At 68.8% G+C, this 16,450-nt stretch carries 16 protein-coding genes; 11 read left to right on the top strand and 5 right to left on the bottom strand.

The window, feature by feature from the left end; translation table 11 throughout:
- Nucleotides 1-118 precede the first annotated feature (118 nt).
- From C6570_RS00910 to C6570_RS00900, 3 genes are read left to right on the top strand one after another with little or no spacing between them, the layout of a single operon-like run.
- A complete protein-coding gene (locus C6570_RS00910; protein WP_106701215.1) occupies nucleotides 119-2,170 on the top strand; it encodes a molybdopterin-containing oxidoreductase family protein in 2,052 nt (683 codons plus the stop codon).
- Nucleotides 2,163-2,930: a class I SAM-dependent DNA methyltransferase gene (locus C6570_RS00905; protein WP_106701213.1), complete on the top strand. Its 768-nt coding sequence runs from the start codon at nucleotides 2,163-2,165 to the stop codon at nucleotides 2,928-2,930. Before C6570_RS00910 ends, C6570_RS00905 begins: the two co-directional genes overlap by 8 nt.
- Before the next feature lie 44 nt (nucleotides 2,931-2,974).
- Complete coding sequence (locus C6570_RS00900) at nucleotides 2,975-4,063, top strand: aminopeptidase (protein ID WP_106704440.1); 1,089 nt, start codon at nucleotides 2,975-2,977, stop codon at nucleotides 4,061-4,063.
- Between the two features lie 292 nt (nucleotides 4,064-4,355).
- Here the strand turns inward: C6570_RS00900 and C6570_RS00895 are convergent, their stop codons facing one another.
- The 5 genes from C6570_RS00895 to C6570_RS00875 all read right to left on the bottom strand — a co-directional run bounded on the left by C6570_RS00895 (nucleotide 4,356) and on the right by C6570_RS00875 (nucleotide 7,613).
- Nucleotides 4,356-4,613, bottom strand: a complete 258-nt coding sequence (locus C6570_RS00895; protein ID WP_106701211.1) for an acyl-CoA-binding protein — start codon at nucleotides 4,611-4,613, stop codon at nucleotides 4,356-4,358.
- Between the two features lie 194 nt (nucleotides 4,614-4,807).
- Nucleotides 4,808-5,581 carry a tetratricopeptide repeat protein gene (locus tag C6570_RS00890; RefSeq protein WP_106701209.1) on the bottom strand — a complete coding sequence of 258 codons (774 nt, stop codon included), beginning with the start codon at nucleotides 5,579-5,581 and terminating at the stop codon, nucleotides 4,808-4,810.
- 20 nt (nucleotides 5,582-5,601) lie between these two features.
- On the bottom strand, nucleotides 5,602-6,267 hold the full coding sequence (locus C6570_RS00885; RefSeq protein ID WP_106701207.1) for a TetR/AcrR family transcriptional regulator: 666 nt from the start codon (nucleotides 6,265-6,267) through the stop codon (nucleotides 5,602-5,604).
- A 24-nt stretch (nucleotides 6,268-6,291) separates the two neighbouring features.
- Entirely contained in the window at nucleotides 6,292-7,131 is an 840-nt protein-coding gene (locus C6570_RS00880) for a hypothetical protein (protein WP_106701205.1), read from the bottom strand.
- A gap of 11 nt (nucleotides 7,132-7,142) precedes the next feature.
- On the bottom strand, nucleotides 7,143-7,613 hold the full coding sequence (locus tag C6570_RS00875; RefSeq protein ID WP_106701203.1) for a phasin family protein: 471 nt from the start codon (nucleotides 7,611-7,613) through the stop codon (nucleotides 7,143-7,145).
- A gap of 152 nt (nucleotides 7,614-7,765) precedes the next feature.
- Here C6570_RS00875 and rfbB point away from each other — a divergent pair, with 152 nt between their 5' ends.
- From rfbB to C6570_RS00835, 8 genes are all read left to right on the top strand, one after another.
- Nucleotides 7,766-8,860, top strand: coding sequence for a dTDP-glucose 4,6-dehydratase (gene rfbB / locus C6570_RS00870; protein WP_106701201.1), 1,095 nt, complete (start codon nucleotides 7,766-7,768; stop codon nucleotides 8,858-8,860).
- A gap of 4 nt (nucleotides 8,861-8,864) precedes the next feature.
- Nucleotides 8,865-9,767 (top strand): dTDP-4-dehydrorhamnose reductase, encoded by a 903-nt coding sequence (gene rfbD / locus C6570_RS00865; protein ID WP_106701199.1) that lies wholly within the window; start codon nucleotides 8,865-8,867, stop codon nucleotides 9,765-9,767.
- Complete coding sequence (rfbA, locus tag C6570_RS00860) at nucleotides 9,764-10,672, top strand: glucose-1-phosphate thymidylyltransferase RfbA (RefSeq protein WP_106701197.1); 909 nt, start codon at nucleotides 9,764-9,766, stop codon at nucleotides 10,670-10,672. The genes rfbD and rfbA overlap by 4 nt, the downstream gene beginning before the upstream one ends.
- A 2-nt stretch (nucleotides 10,673-10,674) precedes the next feature.
- Nucleotides 10,675-11,232, top strand: coding sequence for a dTDP-4-dehydrorhamnose 3,5-epimerase (gene rfbC / locus C6570_RS00855; RefSeq protein WP_106701195.1), 558 nt, complete (start codon nucleotides 10,675-10,677; stop codon nucleotides 11,230-11,232).
- A gap of 74 nt (nucleotides 11,233-11,306) precedes the next feature.
- Nucleotides 11,307-12,437, top strand: a complete 1,131-nt coding sequence (locus C6570_RS00850; RefSeq protein ID WP_106701193.1) for a DUF1972 domain-containing protein — start codon at nucleotides 11,307-11,309, stop codon at nucleotides 12,435-12,437.
- The gene (locus C6570_RS00845) at nucleotides 12,434-13,387 is read left to right on the top strand and encodes a glycosyltransferase family 2 protein (protein WP_106701191.1); all 954 of its coding nucleotides are present in this window, start codon (nucleotides 12,434-12,436) and stop codon (nucleotides 13,385-13,387) included. The genes C6570_RS00850 and C6570_RS00845 overlap by 4 nt, the downstream gene beginning before the upstream one ends.
- A 134-nt stretch (nucleotides 13,388-13,521) precedes the next feature.
- Nucleotides 13,522-15,234, top strand: a complete 1,713-nt coding sequence (locus C6570_RS00840) for a GspE/PulE family protein (protein ID WP_106704439.1) — start codon at nucleotides 13,522-13,524, stop codon at nucleotides 15,232-15,234.
- Nucleotides 15,227-16,444: a type II secretion system F family protein gene (locus tag C6570_RS00835; protein WP_106701189.1), complete on the top strand. Its 1,218-nt coding sequence runs from the start codon at nucleotides 15,227-15,229 to the stop codon at nucleotides 16,442-16,444. The genes C6570_RS00840 and C6570_RS00835 overlap by 8 nt, the downstream gene beginning before the upstream one ends.
- Nucleotides 16,445-16,450: the final 6 nt, after the last annotated feature.

The following is a 16,450-nucleotide window of genomic DNA, read 5'->3' as shown; positions in this document are numbered from 1 at the left end:
CCGTTGCTCAAAGTCAGAAGTAGCCAAAAGTTTACACGGTCTCGCCAGAATCTTTCATACTGCTACAGGTATTTCATCTTGATTTTTCCATCTCGTTGTATTTGGCGGACTGATCACCATGGCTGAGGTGGTGGGCGCCTGTCCGCACGACTGCCCGGACACCTGCAGCCTGATCACCACGGTGCAGGACGGTCGCGCGGTGCGCGTGCGCGGCAACCCGGCGCACCCGCCCACCGACGGCGTGCTGTGCGCCAAGGTGTCGCGCTACGCCGAACGTACCCACCACCCGCAGCGCGTGCTGACGCCACTCAAGCGGGTCGGCGCCAAGGGCGAGGGGCGCTTTGAGCCCATCGGCTGGGACGCCGCGCTGGACGAAATCGCCCAGCGCCTAGGCGCCATCGCCGCGCGCGACCCGCAGGCCATCCTGCCCTACAGCTACGCGGGCACCATGGGGCTGGTGCAGGGCGAATCGATGGATCGGCGGTTTTTCCTCCGCCTGGGCGCCAGCCTGCTGGACCGCACCATCTGCTCCACCGCCGGCGGCGAGGCCCTGACGCACACGCTGGGCGGCAAGGTGGGCATGAAGGTCGAGTTCTTCGCCGAAAGCCGGCTGATTCTGATCTGGGGCAGCAACTCCATCACCAGCAACCTGCATTTCTGGCGCCTGGCGCAACAGGCGCGGCGCGCGGGCGCGCGGCTGGTCTGCATCGACCCGCGCCGCACCGAAACGGCCGACAAGTGCGACGAGCACATCGCCCTGCTGCCCGGCACCGACGGCGCGCTGGCGCTGGGCCTGATGCACCAGCTGATCGTGAACGACTGGCTGGACCACGACTACATCGAGCGCCATACGCTCGGCTGGCCCGCGCTGAAAGAGCGCGCCCTGCTATGGAATCCGCAGCGCGTGGCGCAGGTGTGTGGTGTGCCAGAGGCGCAAATCATCGAGCTGGCACGTGCCTATGGCACCACAAAACCGGCGGCGATCCGCGTCAACTACGGCCTGCAGCGCTGCGCGGGCGGCGGCAACGCCATGCGCGCCGTCGCCTGCCTGCCCGCGCTGACGGGTGCGTGGCGGCACCGCGCGGGCGGGCTGCTGCTGTCTACCTCGGGCCACTACCCGGTCGACCGCGCCGCGCTGCAGCGGCCCGATCTGCTGGCCGGGCGCACGCCGCGCACCATCAACATGTCGACCATCGGCGCCGATCTGCTGCGCCCCGCGTCGCCCGAATTCGGCCCGGCGGTGCAGGCGCTGGTGGTCTACAACAGCAACCCGGTGGCCGTGGCGCCCGAATCGCGCCAGGTGGCGGCGGGCTTCGCGCGCGAAGACCTCTTCACCGTGGTGCTGGAGCAGTTCTTGACCGACACGGCCGACCACGCCGACATCGTGCTGCCCGCCACCACGCAGCTGGAGCACTGGGACGTGCACCTGTCCTACGGCCACACCGACGTGCTGCTCAACCGTCCGGCCATCGCGCCGCTGGGGCAGGCGCGCTCCAACGCGCAGATCTTCCGCGACCTGGCCGCCCGCATGGGTTTTGACGAGCCGTGCTTTGCCGACAGCGACGAAGCGCTGTGCCGCCAGGCGTACGGCGACAAGGTCGATTTCGACGTGCTGCTGCAAGGCGGCTTCGCCCGCCTGGCCGTACCCGACGCGCCCTTTGCCGACGGCGGCTTTCCCACGCCCTCGGGCCGCTGCGAATTCTTCAGCGCCGCACTGGCGCAAAGCGGCGAAGCCGGTGCGGTGGGCGACGGCCTGCCCAACCACGTGCCCAACCGCGAAGTGGCCGGCGCCCACCCGGCGTACCCGCTGGCCATGATCTCGCCGCCCGCGCGCAACTTTCTCAACAGCAGCTTCGTCAACGTGCAAACCCTGCGCGACATGGAAGGCGAGCCGCTGCTCGAAATCCACCCCGACGACGCCGCCGCGCGCGGCATCGCCAGCGAGCAGCTGGTGCGCGTGTTCAACGACCGGGGCGAATACCGCGTGAAGGCGCACATCAGCACGCGCGCGCGCCCCGGCGTCGTCAACGGCCTGGGCATCTGGTGGCGCAAGCTGGGCGTGGCGGGCACCAACGTCAACGAAGTCACCAGCCAGCAGCTGACCGACATCGGCCGCGGGCCGACGTTTTACGACTGCGCCGTGCAGGTGGCGGCGCTCGCCCATGTCTGAAGCCGGCCGCGATCCGGCGGCTTTCTACGACGACCTGGCGGCGCGCTACCACCTGCTGTACGCGGATTGGGCGCAGGCGGTGGCCGACCAGGGCGGTGCGCTGCAAAGCCTGCTGGCGTCGCACGGCGTGCTGCCGGGCGCGGCGGTGCTGGACGCCGCCTGCGGCATCGGCACGCAGACCCTGGGCTTGGTGCAAGGCGGCTACGCCGTGACAGCGTGCGATGTGTCGCCGCAGGCGGTGCAGCGCTTGCGTGACGAGCTGGCGGCACGCGGTCTGTCTGCCCAGGTGCGCGTGGACGACCTGCGCACCCTGAGCGCGCCCGACGCCGCTTACGCCGCCGTGCTGGCCTGCGACAACGCGCTGCCGCACCTGCTGACCGACGCCGAGCTGCTGCAGGCGCTGCGCCAGTGCCACCGCTGCCTGGCGCCGGGCGGCGTGGCGGTCTTCTCGGTGCGCGACTACGCGGCCACGCCGCGCATCAGCCCCGATGTGCGCCCCTATGGTTTTCGCCGGCTGCCCGATGCCAACTTCCTGGCCGTGCAGGTCTGGGAGTGGGACGGCGATCACTATGACCTGCGCATGTACCTCACCACCGAGCACGACGACGGCCGCTGCGACACGCGCGTCACCGTCACCCGCTATTACGCGGTGACGGTGGCGCACCTGATGGCGCTGATGGCGCAGGCCGGTTTTGTGGCCGTGACGCGGCGCGACGGCGTGCTGTTTCAGCCCGTGTTGCTGGGACGGAAGGCGGCGTGAGAACCGCCGGCGCCTTCATCGCCTGCGCGGCATTGGCCGCGGGCATGCTCAGCGGCTGCACCACCGCCAGCTACTACGCCCAATCCATCGAAGGCCATTTGGCGCTGATGGGCGCGGCCAAGCCGGTCGAGCAATTGCTGGCCGACCCGGCCACGCCGCCGGACTTGAAGGCGCGGCTGGCGCTGGCGCAGCGCATCCGCGCCTTTGCCGTGACCGATCTGGCGCTGCCCGACAACGCCAGCTACCACCGCTACGCCGATCTGAAGCGCCGCGCCGCCGTGTGGAACGTGGCCGCTGCGCCGGCGGATTCGCTCACGCTCAAGCGCTGGTGCTTTCCGTTCGTGGGCTGCGTGGGCTACCGCGGCTACTACGACGAGGCGGCCGCCAAGGCGCTGGCCGATCGGCTGCAGCGTGAAGAGGGGCTGGAGGTGCGCGTGTACGGCATCCCAGCCTATTCCACGCTGGGCTGGCTGAATTGGATGGGCGGCGATCCGCTGCTGTCCACCTTCATCCGCTACCCCGAGGGCGAGCTGGCGCGCATGGTCTTTCACGAGCTGGCGCACCAGGTGGTCTACGTAGACGACGACACCATGTTCAACGAGTCGTACGCCACCGCCGTGGAACGCCTGGGCGGCCAGCAGTGGCTGGCCACGCACGCCAGCCAGGCCGCGCGCCAGGAATACGCCGCCTACGACCAACGCCGCCGGGACTTCCGCGATTTGAGCCGCGCCACGCGCGATGACCTGAGCGCCGTCTACAAGCAAAAAGAGGCGCTGGCGCACGACCCACAAGCGCTGCCAGCTATGAAATCAGAAGCAATGGCGCGCTTTCGCCAACGCTACGCCGAGCTGAAAGCCCGCTGGGCCGCCGCCGGAACGCCGTACGACGGCTACGACCGCTGGGTGGCCGACGCCAACAACGCCTTCTTTGGCGTGCAGGCCGCGTACGACGAACTGGTGCCCGCGTTTGAAGCCTTGTTCGCCCGCGAAGGCGGCAACTGGCCACGCTTTCACGCCGCCGTGGCGCAATTGGCCAAGCTGCCCAAGCCAGAGCGGTTGGCGAAGCTGCGGGCGCTGGAAGAACAAGCTGAGCAAACCGCGCAGAGCGATTCGGTTGAGCCGAAGGCCCGATGAGCGGCCCTTGCGAATGGAGTGGATCGCGCCTGAGTACGGTGCCGGTCTGAAGTGGCGAGCGAGCCGTTCGCTATAGAAAATCTAGCTGCTTGCGCAAGCGGGCAGGGCGCTGGCGGCCAATTTGTTCAAGCGGGCAGGGCGGTGCGCCACGCCGTGGTGGCTCTTTCATTGCAGCGGCCCGCACGCACCGCAACGCGATGGGCCGCCGATCCAGCCAACGCCGTTCCATCAACCCGCGACGGGAACCGGCGTCGTCTTGCGCAAGGCTGCCAAGGCGCAGCGCCCGGCGGGCTTAGCCCTTCAGCTCGTCAATCAAGTCGATGTACTGCTGCATCGCCTCATCGGCGCTGGTGTCTTCCAGCTTTTTCCAGGCATCCCACTTGGCGCGCGCCACGATGTCGGTCATGCCCGGCTTGGCCTCTTCGTTGTTGCCCTCGGTGGCCTGCTTGTACAGCGAATAGATCTTCAGCAGCGTCGGGTTGTCGGGCCGCTCGCTCAGGGCCTTGGAATCGGCAACGGCGGCTTCAAAGCGCGCTTTGAGATCGGACATGGGGAAGTCTCCTGGGTTCAGTGGCAAAAAATGTGGCCGCGGCGCAGGCTTTCTTGGGCGATGCGATTGGCGCGGTGAAGCCTTGAAGCGACCGTGCCGGTGCGGCCTGTGGGCTCGGGCATGTTAGCGCCGTGCTGGCACGGAGGCCGTGGCGAAGGCTGTAGCGAAGGCCGTGGCCGCGCCGCGAATGCCAACTACAGCGTCAGGCTGGTGCGTGCTAGCTCTACCCACAGGCGCTCCACCGCGTCGCGGGGCGTGGCGTGGGCGGCCGCTTCCTGCAGGCGGTTGGCTTCTTCTAGGCGGGCGCTGCCGTCCATCAGCAGCAGGGCGCCCGCGCATTCGTGCAGCACGGCGGGCGAATCGGGGGCCAGGCGCTGCGCCTGCTGCAGGTGGTTCAGCGCGGATTCGGCCGTCACGCCGTAGGTGATGGCGCCCACCAGCGGGCCCAGCTTGTCGATGACCGCCGCTTCAAACGCGCCCAACGCCACGTGCGCGTACGCGTGGTTCGCGTCCAGCGCCAAGGTGGTGCGCAAGGCCAGCCCCACCTGCGCGCCCAGGCCCTGCGCCAACGCGCGCGCCACGTGAATGCCTTGCGCATAGCGCGCCAGCGCGTAGCCCTGCCAGTACCACGCGTTGGCCAGCTGCGGGCGTTGCAGCGTCAGCGCGCTGGCCTGTAGGTGCACGCGCTTGAACAGGTCGAGTCGGACGTTTTCATTCGGCTCTACCAGCCCGGCCTGGGCCGCTGTGGCGCGGTTGGACAGCGACCAGCCGTCCACGCCCAGCGCCAGGCCGGTTTCGGCCGCCTCGTGAAAGCGGCCGGAGTGGAACAGCGCCCAGCCTTGCATCAGGGCGTCGCTGCCCGGCAGCGGCTCGGCATCGACGGCGTGCAGCTGGGGCCACATCGCGTGCACGCGTTCGGCGTCGAAGGGGTAGTCGGCCACGTACGGGCAGGGGGTCCAGGCGCTCATCGGGCAGGCGGGCAGGGTTTTCAGGTCAGGGCAGGCTCGTAGGCCTGGGTCAGCGCCTGCAGGTGGGCACGCCTTGGCGTATCCAGGTGCGGCGCCAGCAGGCTGAGGACATGGTACGCGCCCCGCAGCAGCGCGTCCTGGGCGTTTTCGGGCTCCATGGCGGTGCGCGGCTGAAGCACGTATTCGTAGCTCAGCCAATAGGTCAGCAGCACGACCATGCTGGCGGCGATGGCGTCGCGCGAGGCGGTTTCCTCGGGCGTGCGGGGCTCGCCGCCCATCAGGTGATCCAGCACGGTGCGCAGCGCGACTTTCTTGCGCATCAGGATGGCGGGGAAGTGCGTTTCCAGCCGGCGGTTGCGCGACAGCAGGTGGTTCAGGTCGCGGTAGAGGAAGCGGTAGGCCCAGATCAGCTCGAACAGCGTGTGCAGGAAGAACCAGGCGTCTTCCACGTCGCGCACGTCGTCGCTGGCCGCCAGCAGCACGACCATGCGCGCCTCGTACTGGTCGAACAAGGTGTTGACCAGCTCATCCTTTGACGGAAAGTGGTAGTACAGGTTGCCGGGGCTGATGTTCAGCTCGGCCGAGATGACGGTGGTGGAGACGTTGGGCTCGCCAAAGCGGTTGAACAGCTCCAGCGTGGCGGCCAGAATGCGCTCGGCGGTGCGGCGGGGCGCTTTCTTGGCCATGGCGTCGGGTGCCTCGGGCGGGCGTCACCGCGCCGCGGGCGCGTCGGGGGCTGAAGCGCCCGGCGCGGGGCCGTGGCTGCGCGCGGCCTGGTCCAGCTGGTCCAGCGCGACGCGCGCCGTGTTGGTAAAGGAGGTCAAGGCGCCCGGCGGCGTGACGCTGATCTGAACCGGGCGGTACGCCAGCTGGGGCACCAGCCAGACTTCGACCTTGTCGTCGCGGTCGCTTTCGGGGTAGTGCAGCAGCCGCAGCGTGGTGACGTCCAGGCCGCTCAGCGAGCGGATCAGCTCTTCGCCCACGATGACGAAGCGCCAGACCTTCGGCTTGCCGTCCAGATCGATCGTGACGCTGACGGCGTTGCCCGGCACGAACAGCGCCGGGTCGGCGCCGATGTCGCGGCTGAGGCGATCCAGCATCTGAAAGCGCTCGGGCGTGGTGGGCAGCATCCGCAGCGGGTCTTGCCCCTCGGGCAGCGGCGATGCAGCGGCTGCGTCGGAGGCGGCGGGAGTGGCTGCCGTGGCCACGGCGGCGCTCTGGTCGTCGTTGCGCGCGGGGCGTGGCGTGGGCTGGGTGCGGTCGGTAGGGTCTTTGGGGCGCGTAGGCGCTTCGGCCTTGGGGGTAGAGCGTTGGTCGGCCGTCGGGTCCTGGCGTGCAAGCCCGGGGCTGGGCACAGTGGGTGCGTCGATCCAGCGCGTGACCACCGGGGCGGTTTGGTCGATGCCCAGCTTTATGCGCGAAGGCATTGCCAGCGCCGCCAGCACGATGGCGTGCAGCACCAGCGCGGCAGAAACGGCGGTGATCAAGCGCTTGCGTTGGACGCGCAAGGCGCCTTCATCCAGCGTGCCTTGCGGAAACGTCGAAGCCATGGAACCCAATTTCACTTACCTGCGGTGCGGGCTTTTGCACGCGCGACGGGGGCGGGTGCCGCGCCGCTGCGGTTTTCCAGTTCGGCCAGGCGCGCTTCCAGTGATTGGATGCGCTCGGCCATCGCGGCCAGCAATTCGGGCGAAGGCACGCCCAGGCGCTGCAGCGCTTGCTGCACGCGGCCTTCAAAGATGCCGCCCAGGCGATCCCAGGGGTTGGCGCCGCCCATGGTCATGGCGCCCAGGCGCTCGGCGGCCTTGGTCATCTCGGCTTCGGCGGCTTCGCGCGCTTTGGCTTGCTGCGCCAGCCCTTCGCGCACCAGCGCGTCAAACGCCTTGGTGCCTTGTGCCTGGGCCTGAGCCAGCGCGCCCAGGCCAGCCAGCCAGACGTTGTCGCCCGCGCCAGCGCCGCCGCTGCCGCCGGCATCGGAGGATTGGGCCGCTGGGGCGTCGTCGGCTGCAGCGCGTTTGCGGGTGGTGGCCATGGTGGGGAGCGGAGGGCTGTTCGGACGCGCCCATTGTGCAACAAGGGCCTTACGCGGGCAGGGCGTGGGCCCGCGCCATGACGAAGATGAAATAATCCCCCGCCAAGGCGCCCGCAACCCCTCTGGCGCGGCTAGGAAAGACAGCAAAAACCATGATCCTCGTAACCGGCGGCGCCGGCTTCATCGGCAGCAACTTCGTGCTGGACTGGCTGGCGCAGGGCGACGAGCCCGTCGTCAACCTGGACAAACTGACCTACGCGGGCAACCTGGCGAACCTGGCGTCCGTTCAGGGCGACACACGCCACACCTTCGTGCAGGGCGACATTGGCGACACCGCGCTGGTCGAGCGCCTGTTGGCCGAGCACCGCCCGCGCGCCATCGTCAACTTTGCGGCCGAAAGCCACGTGGACCGGTCCATCCAAGGCGCCGAGGATTTCATCGTCACCAACATCGTGGGCACCTTCCGCCTGCTGGAGGCCGCGCGGGCGTACTGGGCGGGCCTGCCCGAGGCGGAGCGCGGCGCGTTCCGCTTCCTGCACGTTTCCACCGACGAGGTGTACGGCAGCCTGGCGCCCGACGCGCCAGCGTTCACCGAATCGCACGTGTACGAGCCCAACAGCCCCTACAGCGCCAGCAAGGCCGCCAGCGACCACCTGGTGCGCGCGTGGCACCACACGCACGGCCTGCCCGTGCTGACGACCAATTGCTCCAACAACTACGGGCCGTTTCACTTCCCTGAGAAGCTCATCCCGCTGATGATCGTCAACGCCCTGGCGGGCAAGCCGCTGCCGGTGTACGGCGACGGCCAGCAGGTGCGCGACTGGCTGTACGTGAAAGACCACTGCTCGGCCATTCGCCGCGTGCTGGAGGCCGGCACGCTGGGCGAAACGTACAACGTCGGCGGCTGGAACGAGAAAGCCAACCTGAACATCGTGCACACCGTGTGCGACCTGCTGGACGAGATGGCCCCGCGCGCGCAAGGCGGCAGCTACCGCGAGCAGATCACCCACGTGAAGGACCGCCCCGGCCACGACCGCCGCTACGCCATCGACGCCCGCAAGATCGAGCGCGATTTGGGCTGGAAGCCGGCCGAAACCTTCGATACCGGCATCCGCAAGACCATCGCCTGGTACCTGGCCAACGAAGCCTGGGTGCGCGATGTGCAGTCGGGCGGCTACCGCGACTGGGTGGCCGCGCAATATGGCGCGCAGGGCGGCAACGCCACCACGGCGCAACCGGCGGCTTGAACGCATGGCGGCCGGCGTCACGCTGTTGCTGGGCAAGAACGGCCAGGTCGGCTGGGAGCTGCAGCGCGCGCTGGCGCCGCTGGGCCCGCTGGTGGCGCTGGACCGTCACGGCCAAGATGGGCTGGGCGGCGATCTGAACGACCCCGCCGCGCTGGCCGCCACCGTGCGCGCGCTGCGCCCGGCCGTGATCGTCAACGCCGCGGCGCACACGGCGGTGGACAAAGCCGAGAGCGAGCCTGAACTGGCCCAGCGCCTGAACGCCGAGGCGCCCGCCGCGCTGGCGCAGGCGGCCGCCGAGGTGGGCGCCTGGCTGGTGCACTACAGCACCGACTACGTGTTTGACGGCACCGGCGAGCGCCCCTGGCGCGAAGACGACGCCACCGGCCCGCTGGGCGTGTACGGCGCCACCAAGCTGGCGGGCGAGCAGGCGATTCGCGCCAGCGGCTGCCGGCACCTGATCTTGCGCACCAGCTGGGTGTACGCGGCGCGCGGCGGCAACTTCGCGCGGACCATGCTGCGCCTGGGCGCCGAGCGCGAACGCCTGTCGGTCGTCAACGACCAATGGGGCGCGCCGACGGGGGCCGAGCTGATTGCCGACGTCACCGCGCACGCGCTGCGCCAGTGCCTTGCGCGGCCGCAGGATGGCGGCACGTACCACCTGGCGGCGGGCGGCTTTACCACCTGGTTTGCATACGCCAATCACGTGTTTGCGCAGTACCGGCTTGCGCAAGCAGCTCCTGAATTGATAGTAAAAGATGTGCAGCCCGTGGCCAGCGATGCGTTTCCCACGCCCGCGCGGCGGCCGCACAATTCGCGCCTGGACACCACCCGCTTGCAGCAGGTGTTCGGCCTGACGCTGCCGCCCTGGCAACAGGGGGTGGACCGCATGTTGAAGGAAATCGTTTGAGCGCCGCATCACCCTCCGCACCCCGCGCCCGCAAGGGCATCATCCTGGCTGGCGGCTCTGGCACCCGGCTGCACCCGGCCACGCTGGCGGTCAGCAAGCAGCTTTTGCCGGTGTACGACAAGCCGATGGTGTACTACCCGCTCAGCACGCTGATGCTGGCCGGTATCCGCGACATCCTCGTCATCAGCACGCCGCAGGACACGCCGCGCTTTCAGCAGCTGCTGGGCGACGGCAGCCAGTGGGGCGTGAACCTGCAGTACGCGGTGCAGCCCAGCCCGGACGGCCTGGCGCAGGCGTTCGTGATCGGTGAGTCTTTTCTGGACGGCGCCCCCAGCGCGCTGGTGCTGGGCGACAACATCTACTACGGGCACGACTTCCATGAGCTGCTGGAAAGCGCCGATGGGCGCGACAGCGGTGCTTCGGTCTTCGCCTACCACGTGCACGACCCCGAGCGCTACGGCGTGGCCGAGTTCGACGCCTCGGGCAAGGTGCTGTCGCTGGAAGAAAAGCCAGCCAAGCCCAAGAGCAACTACGCCGTCACCGGCCTGTATTTCTACGACACGCAGGTGGTGGACATGGCCAAGGGCCTGAAGCCGTCGCCGCGCGGCGAGCTCGAAATCACCGACCTGAACCGCCTGTATCTTGAACAGGGCCAGCTCAAAGTCGAGATCATGGGCCGCGGCTACGCCTGGCTGGACACGGGCACGCACCAGAGCCTGCTGGAGGCCAGCCAGTTCATCGCCACGCTGGAAAACCGCCAGGGCCTGAAAATCGCCTGCCCCGAGGAAGTTGCCTGGCGCCACCGCTGGATCGACGATGCGCAGCTGGACCGCCTGGCGCAGCCGCTGGTCAAGAGCGGCTACGGCCAGTACCTGCTGGGGCTGCTCAACAAACGCGTCTATTGACCATGCAAGTCACCCCGCTCGCCATTGCCGATGTGCTGCTGATCGAACCCAAGGTGTTCGGCGACGCGCGTGGCTTCTTCTTTGAAAGCTTCAACCAGGAAGCCTTCACCCGCGCCACCGGGGTCAGCCTGCCCTTCGTGCAGGACAATCACAGCCGCAGCCGGCGCGGCGTGCTGCGCGGGCTGCACTACCAGCTGGCGCCCAAGGCCCAGGGCAAGCTGGTGCGCGTGACCAGCGGGGCGGTTTTCGACGTGGCGGTGGACATCCGGCGCGATTCGCCCACCTTCGGGCGCTGGGCGGGCAGCGTGTTGAGTGCAGACAACCACCATCAGCTGTGGATACCGCCCGGGCTGGCGCACGGTTTTGTGGTGCTGACCGACACGGCCGACTTCCTCTACAAAACCACCGACTACTACAGCCCGGCGCACGAGCGCGCCATCCGCTGGGACGACCCCGCCATCGGCATCGAATGGCCGCTGGCCGCCCACGGTATTGCCCAGCCGGTGCTGTCGGACAAGGATCAGACCGGCGCCCGCCTGCTGGCCGAGGCCGATATTTGAGCGCGCCCCGCGCCACCGGAGGGGGCGCACCATCATCTGCCGCTGAAGGGGGCGCACCACCCGCCGCAACGCCCATGCGCATCGCCATCCTGGGCACGCGCGGCATTCCGGCGCGGTACGGCGGCTTCGAGACCTTTGCCGAACGCCTGGCCGTGGGCCTGGTGCAGCGCGGCCACCAGGTCACGGTGTACGCCGAATCCGAGGGCGCGCCCGGCGCCGACCAATGGCACGAAGGCGTGCGCGTGCGCCCGCGCCGCCGCCCCGCCTGGGGCCCCGCGTCCACGCTGGCGTACGACAGCGCCTGCCTGTGGGACGCGCGCCGTGGCTACGACCTGGTCTACATGCTGGGCTACGGCGCGGCCTGGGCCTGCTGGTGGCCGCGCGTGGGCGGCACGCCGGTGTGGATCAACGTCGACGGGCTGGAATGGGCGCGCAGCAAATGGGGGCGCGGCGCGCGCACCTACCTGCGCGCCATGGAAGCCGTAGCGCCCCGCACCGCCACCCGCCTGATCGCCGACGCCGAGGCCATCGCCCAGCGCTTTCGTCAACACTACCCCGGTGGCGCCCCGTGCGACTTCATTGCCTACGGGGCCGAGCCGGTATCGCCCGAAGATGCTGATGTGCAGCAGCTGGCGCGCTGGGGCCTTGAGCCTGGGCATTACCACGTGGTGGTGGCGCGGCCCGAGCCCGAAAACCACCTGCTGGAAATCATCGAAGGCCACCGCCTGTACCTGCAGCAGCAGGGCGGCGGCTGGCCGCTGGTGATCGTGGGCGACGTGACCGGCGCCACGCCCTACCAGCAGCGCCTGCTGGCGCAGGCCAGCGATCAGGTGCGTTTTACCGGCGGCGTGTACGTGCCCGCGCAGCTGAACGCACTGCGTGTCTTCGCCGGCACGTACCTGCACGGCCATTCGGTGGGCGGCACCAACCCGTCGCTGCTGGAGGCGCTGGCCTGCGGCAACTGGGTGATCGCGCACGACAACCCCTACAACCGCGAGGTGGCGCGCGACGCCGCCGACTATTTCGCCAACCCGGCCGAGCTGGCCGATCGGCTGAGCCAGCGCGCCGCCCAGCCGCCCGGCGCCGTGGCCGCCCGCAGCCAGCGCGCGCGCCAGATCGTGGCCGACCACTACACCTGGCCCGCCATCGTCGATGCGTACGAGGCCCTGATGCGCGCCGAGCTGGCGGCCAAGGCGCGGCGATGACCCAGCCGGCACCGGTCGACATCCTGCTGGCCACCTACAACGGGGCGCGCTACCTGGCGCCGCAGCTCGATTCGCTGCTGGCGCAGACGCACAGCCACTTTCGCCTGCTGGTCAGCGACGACGGTTCCAGCGACGGCACGCTGTCCATCCTGCGCCGCTACGAAGCCGCCTTCGGCGGGCGCATGCTGCTGCTGCCCACCGACGTGCGCAGCGGCGGCGTGGCCCGCAATTTCGAGCGCCTGATGCGCGCCAGCGCCGAACATGGCCAGGCCCGCTGGATGGCCTTTTGCGACCAGGACGACGTGTGGCTGCCCGAAAAAACCGCGCGCCTGCTGGCCGCCGTGCAGGCGCTGGAAGCCGCCCACGGCGCCCGCACGCCTTGCCTGGCCCACAGTGACCTCACGGTGGTCGACCAGGACCTGCAGGTGCTCAGCCCCTCGTTCGCCGCCTACCAGCGCATCGCGCCGGCCGACATCAACCCGCGCACGCTGCTCAGCGTCAACCAGGTCACCGGCTGCGCCATGCTGATCAACCGCGCGTTGCTGGAGCTGGCCCTGCCCATGCCCGCGGATGTGGTCATGCACGACTGGTGGCTGGCGCAGCTCAGCGGCAGCGGCGCCCGCCAGTACCTGCCCGAGCCGCTCATCCTGTACCGCCAGCACGGGCGCAACCAGCTGGGCGCGCGCGACCGCGGCCTGGCCAGCCGGCTCAAACGATTGGCCAGCGACGGCGGTGGGGTGGTGCGGCGGGTGCGGCAGCTGGGGCGCGGCACGCGGGCCCAGGCCGAGGCTTTACAGCAGCGCTTGCAGCAGCGCGGGCTGAGCGCGGGGTACGTGGCCGAGTACCTGGCCTGGCGCCAGCGCAGCCTGCCGCAGCGTGCGCTGACCTATAAAACGTATTATGTCGGGCCTGCGCTGGACTGCCTGAGCCGCCTTCTGCTGTGGCATTGAGTGCAATTAGCTATTATTTAGATAGCTGATGGCGCTTATCCAGTGGGCGCTGAAACCAGATTTCATATAAATTTACGCAGACTGTCCCGCCGCGCGCCAGCGATGTGAGGACAATCCTGCCCATGGCCATCGCAATGGACACTGTCGCCGAACCCGCCGTCATCCCCGATCTGCCGCAGCTTGAAGCCCGCCTCGGCGAGCGCCTGCTGGCCGACCGCAAGCTGTCGCCGCCTGATCTGGATCGCGCCCAGGGCGTCCAGCAGACCATGGGCGGGCGCCTGAGCCAGCTGCTGGTGGACCTGGGCCTGGTGTCTGAGGTGGACGTGGCGCAGGCGCTGGCCCAGTTGGCCGGCGTGCCGCTGGTGCGCAAGCCCGACTTCCCGGCCGAAAAGCCCGACACCGTGCGGCTGAACACCAGCTTCCTGCTGGCCAACCGGCTGCTGCCGCTGGGCAATGCCGATGGCGATACCCCGCCCGACTTTGCCGCCACCGACCCCGGCAGCCAGCGCTTGCGCGACGCGCTGCGCCTGGTCTATGGACAAGAGCCGCGCATCGTGCTGGGCCTGGGCAGCGAAATCGCCGAGCAGCTGGACGACTGGTTCGTGCGCGACAGCGAGGGCGAGGCGGGCACGGACGGCGGCTACGAGGCCACCGAGTTCATCGAGCACCTGCGCGACATGGCGTCCGAGGCGCCGATCATCCAGCGCGTGAACCAGATCATGTCGCAGGCCGTCAGCGCGCAGGCGTCAGACATCCACATCGAGAGCTACGAGGACAAATCCATCGTCCGCATCCGGGTGGACGGGCAGATTTTCCCCATCGACGAGATCGACAACAAAGACGCGCCGGCGGTTGTCTCGCGCATCAAGATCCTGTCGCAGCTCGACATTGCCGAGCGCCGCCTGCCGCAAGACGGCCGCACCCGCCTGCGCGTGCACGGCAAAGAGCTGGACGTGCGCGTTTCCACCGTGCCGACCATGTTCGGCGAATCGGTGGTGATGCGCCTGCTGGAGAAAAACCTCGATCTGCTGTCGCTCGACCGGCTGCACTTCACCCCGCCCACGCTGGCCGCCATGCGCGAGCTGCTGAACGTGCCGCACGGCGTGCTGCTGGTCACCGGGCCCACGGGCTCGGGTAAATCGACCACGCTGTACGCGTCGCTGCTGTCGCTGGAAGGCAAGGCGCTGAAGATCCTGACGGTGGAAGACCCGGTGGAATACCGCCTGCAGTGGCTCAACCAGGTGCAGGTGCAACCTCAGATCGGCCTGACGTTTGCGCACGTGCTGCGCTCTTTCCTGCGCCAGGACCCGGACGTCATCATGATCGGCGAGATGCGCGATGGCGAAACCGCCAATATCGCCGTGCAGGCCGCGCTGACAGGGCACCTCGTGCTATCAACTTTGCACACCAACAGCGCCCTGGGCGCCATCGTGCGTCTGATCAACATGGGGGTGGAGCCGTACCTGATCACCGCCGCCGTCGTCGGTGTGCTGGCCCAGCGCCTGGTGCGCAAGCTGTGCGACGACTGCAAGGCGCCCATGGCGCCCGAGCAGGCCCGGCTGGCGGCGCAGTCGCTGGGGCTGCAGCTGGACGAGGGCCGCACGCTGTACCACGCCGTGGGCTGCCCCGCCTGCCGCAACACCGGCTACCGCGGCCGCCTGGCCATTCACGAGCTGCTGCTGCTGACGGACGACGTCAAGCGCATGGTGCTCGAACGCGGCTCGGCCCTTTCGCGCGAACAGGCCCGCTACGTGGGCGGGAACTTGCTGCAAGACGGCGCCACCAAGGTGCTTGAAGGACTGACGACGGCCGAAGAGGTGCTGCGCGTCGCACGCCAGGATGATTGACTACCAGTACGCCGGCACCGCCACCGACGGCAAGCCTTGCCAGGGCAGCATTCGTGCGCCCAGCGTCGAGGCGGCCCGCCTGCGCCTGATCGGCCAGGGCATCACGCCGATCAGCCTGCGCGGCGGCGACGGTGAGGCGGCCGCGCAACTGGCCGCCGCCAACGAAGAAGTGCGCCTGAAGCGCGCCGACGTGCTGATGTTCACGCGCGAGCTGTCGCACCTGAAAAGCGCCAACATGCCGCTGGACCGCGCCTTGGTCATGCTGCAGGAAATCGCCAACAACGACCGGCTGAAGGCCTTCGTGATCCGCGTGACCGAAGGCGTGCGCAGTGGCAAGTCGCTCTACATCTCGCTGCAGCCGTTCGAGCGCGACCTGGGCCGCCGCTACCTGGTGATGATCCGCGCGGGCGAGGCCTCGGGCGGGCTCACGCAGGTGCTCAAAGAGCTGACGGGCCAGCTCGAGGCCGACGACAAGCTGCGCAACTACATCATCTCGTCGATGACGTACCCCATCATCCTGGCCGGGGTGGCGGTGCTATCGGTGGTCATCCTGCTGGCCTTCGTGGTGCCGCAGTTCCGGCAGATTTTTGATTCGATGGGCGATGCGCTGCCGTTTTTGACGCGCGTGGTGCTAAACGTCAGCGATTTCGTGCGCCACAACTGGATGCTGCTGGCGCTGGTGGCGGTGATGGTCGGGTTTGCGCTGTCGCGCTGGGTGGCGTCGCCTGCCGGTCGGATGAAGGTCGATTCAGGCATCCTGCGCATGCCCCTCATGGGCAACGTGCTACGAAATTTGCAGTTGGCCATCTACTTCCGCACGCTGGGCGGCCTGCTGCAGCGCGGCGTGCCGCTGGTCGATGCGCTGCGCATTGCCAGCGACGCGGTGACCAACACCGCTTTGCGCAAAGACCTGGAGCCGCTGGTCGGCATCGTCAAGTCCGGCAAGCGGCTGTCCGTGGGGTTTGACACCCCGCACTTCAGCCAGTCCAGCACCGCGCAGCTGATGCGGGTGGCGGAAGAAACGGGCGATCTGGACGGCACCTCGCTGGCGCTGGCCGACCGCTACGAAGAAGAAGGCCGGCGTACCATGACGCGCCTTCTGGCGGCCATGGAGCCGCTCATCATCATCGTGCTGGGCATGATCGTGGCGGTGATCATCGTCGCCATCCTCGGCGGGGTGCTGGCCATCAATGACACGGTGGGCAAGTAAGCCTTC

Source organism: Ottowia oryzae (assembly GCF_003008535.1).
In the GTDB taxonomy this organism is placed as follows: domain Bacteria; phylum Pseudomonadota; class Gammaproteobacteria; order Burkholderiales; family Burkholderiaceae_C; genus Ottowia; species Ottowia oryzae.
The sequence above is the reverse complement of the archived record's forward strand: the minus strand, read 5'-3'. Positions and strand labels throughout refer to the sequence as shown.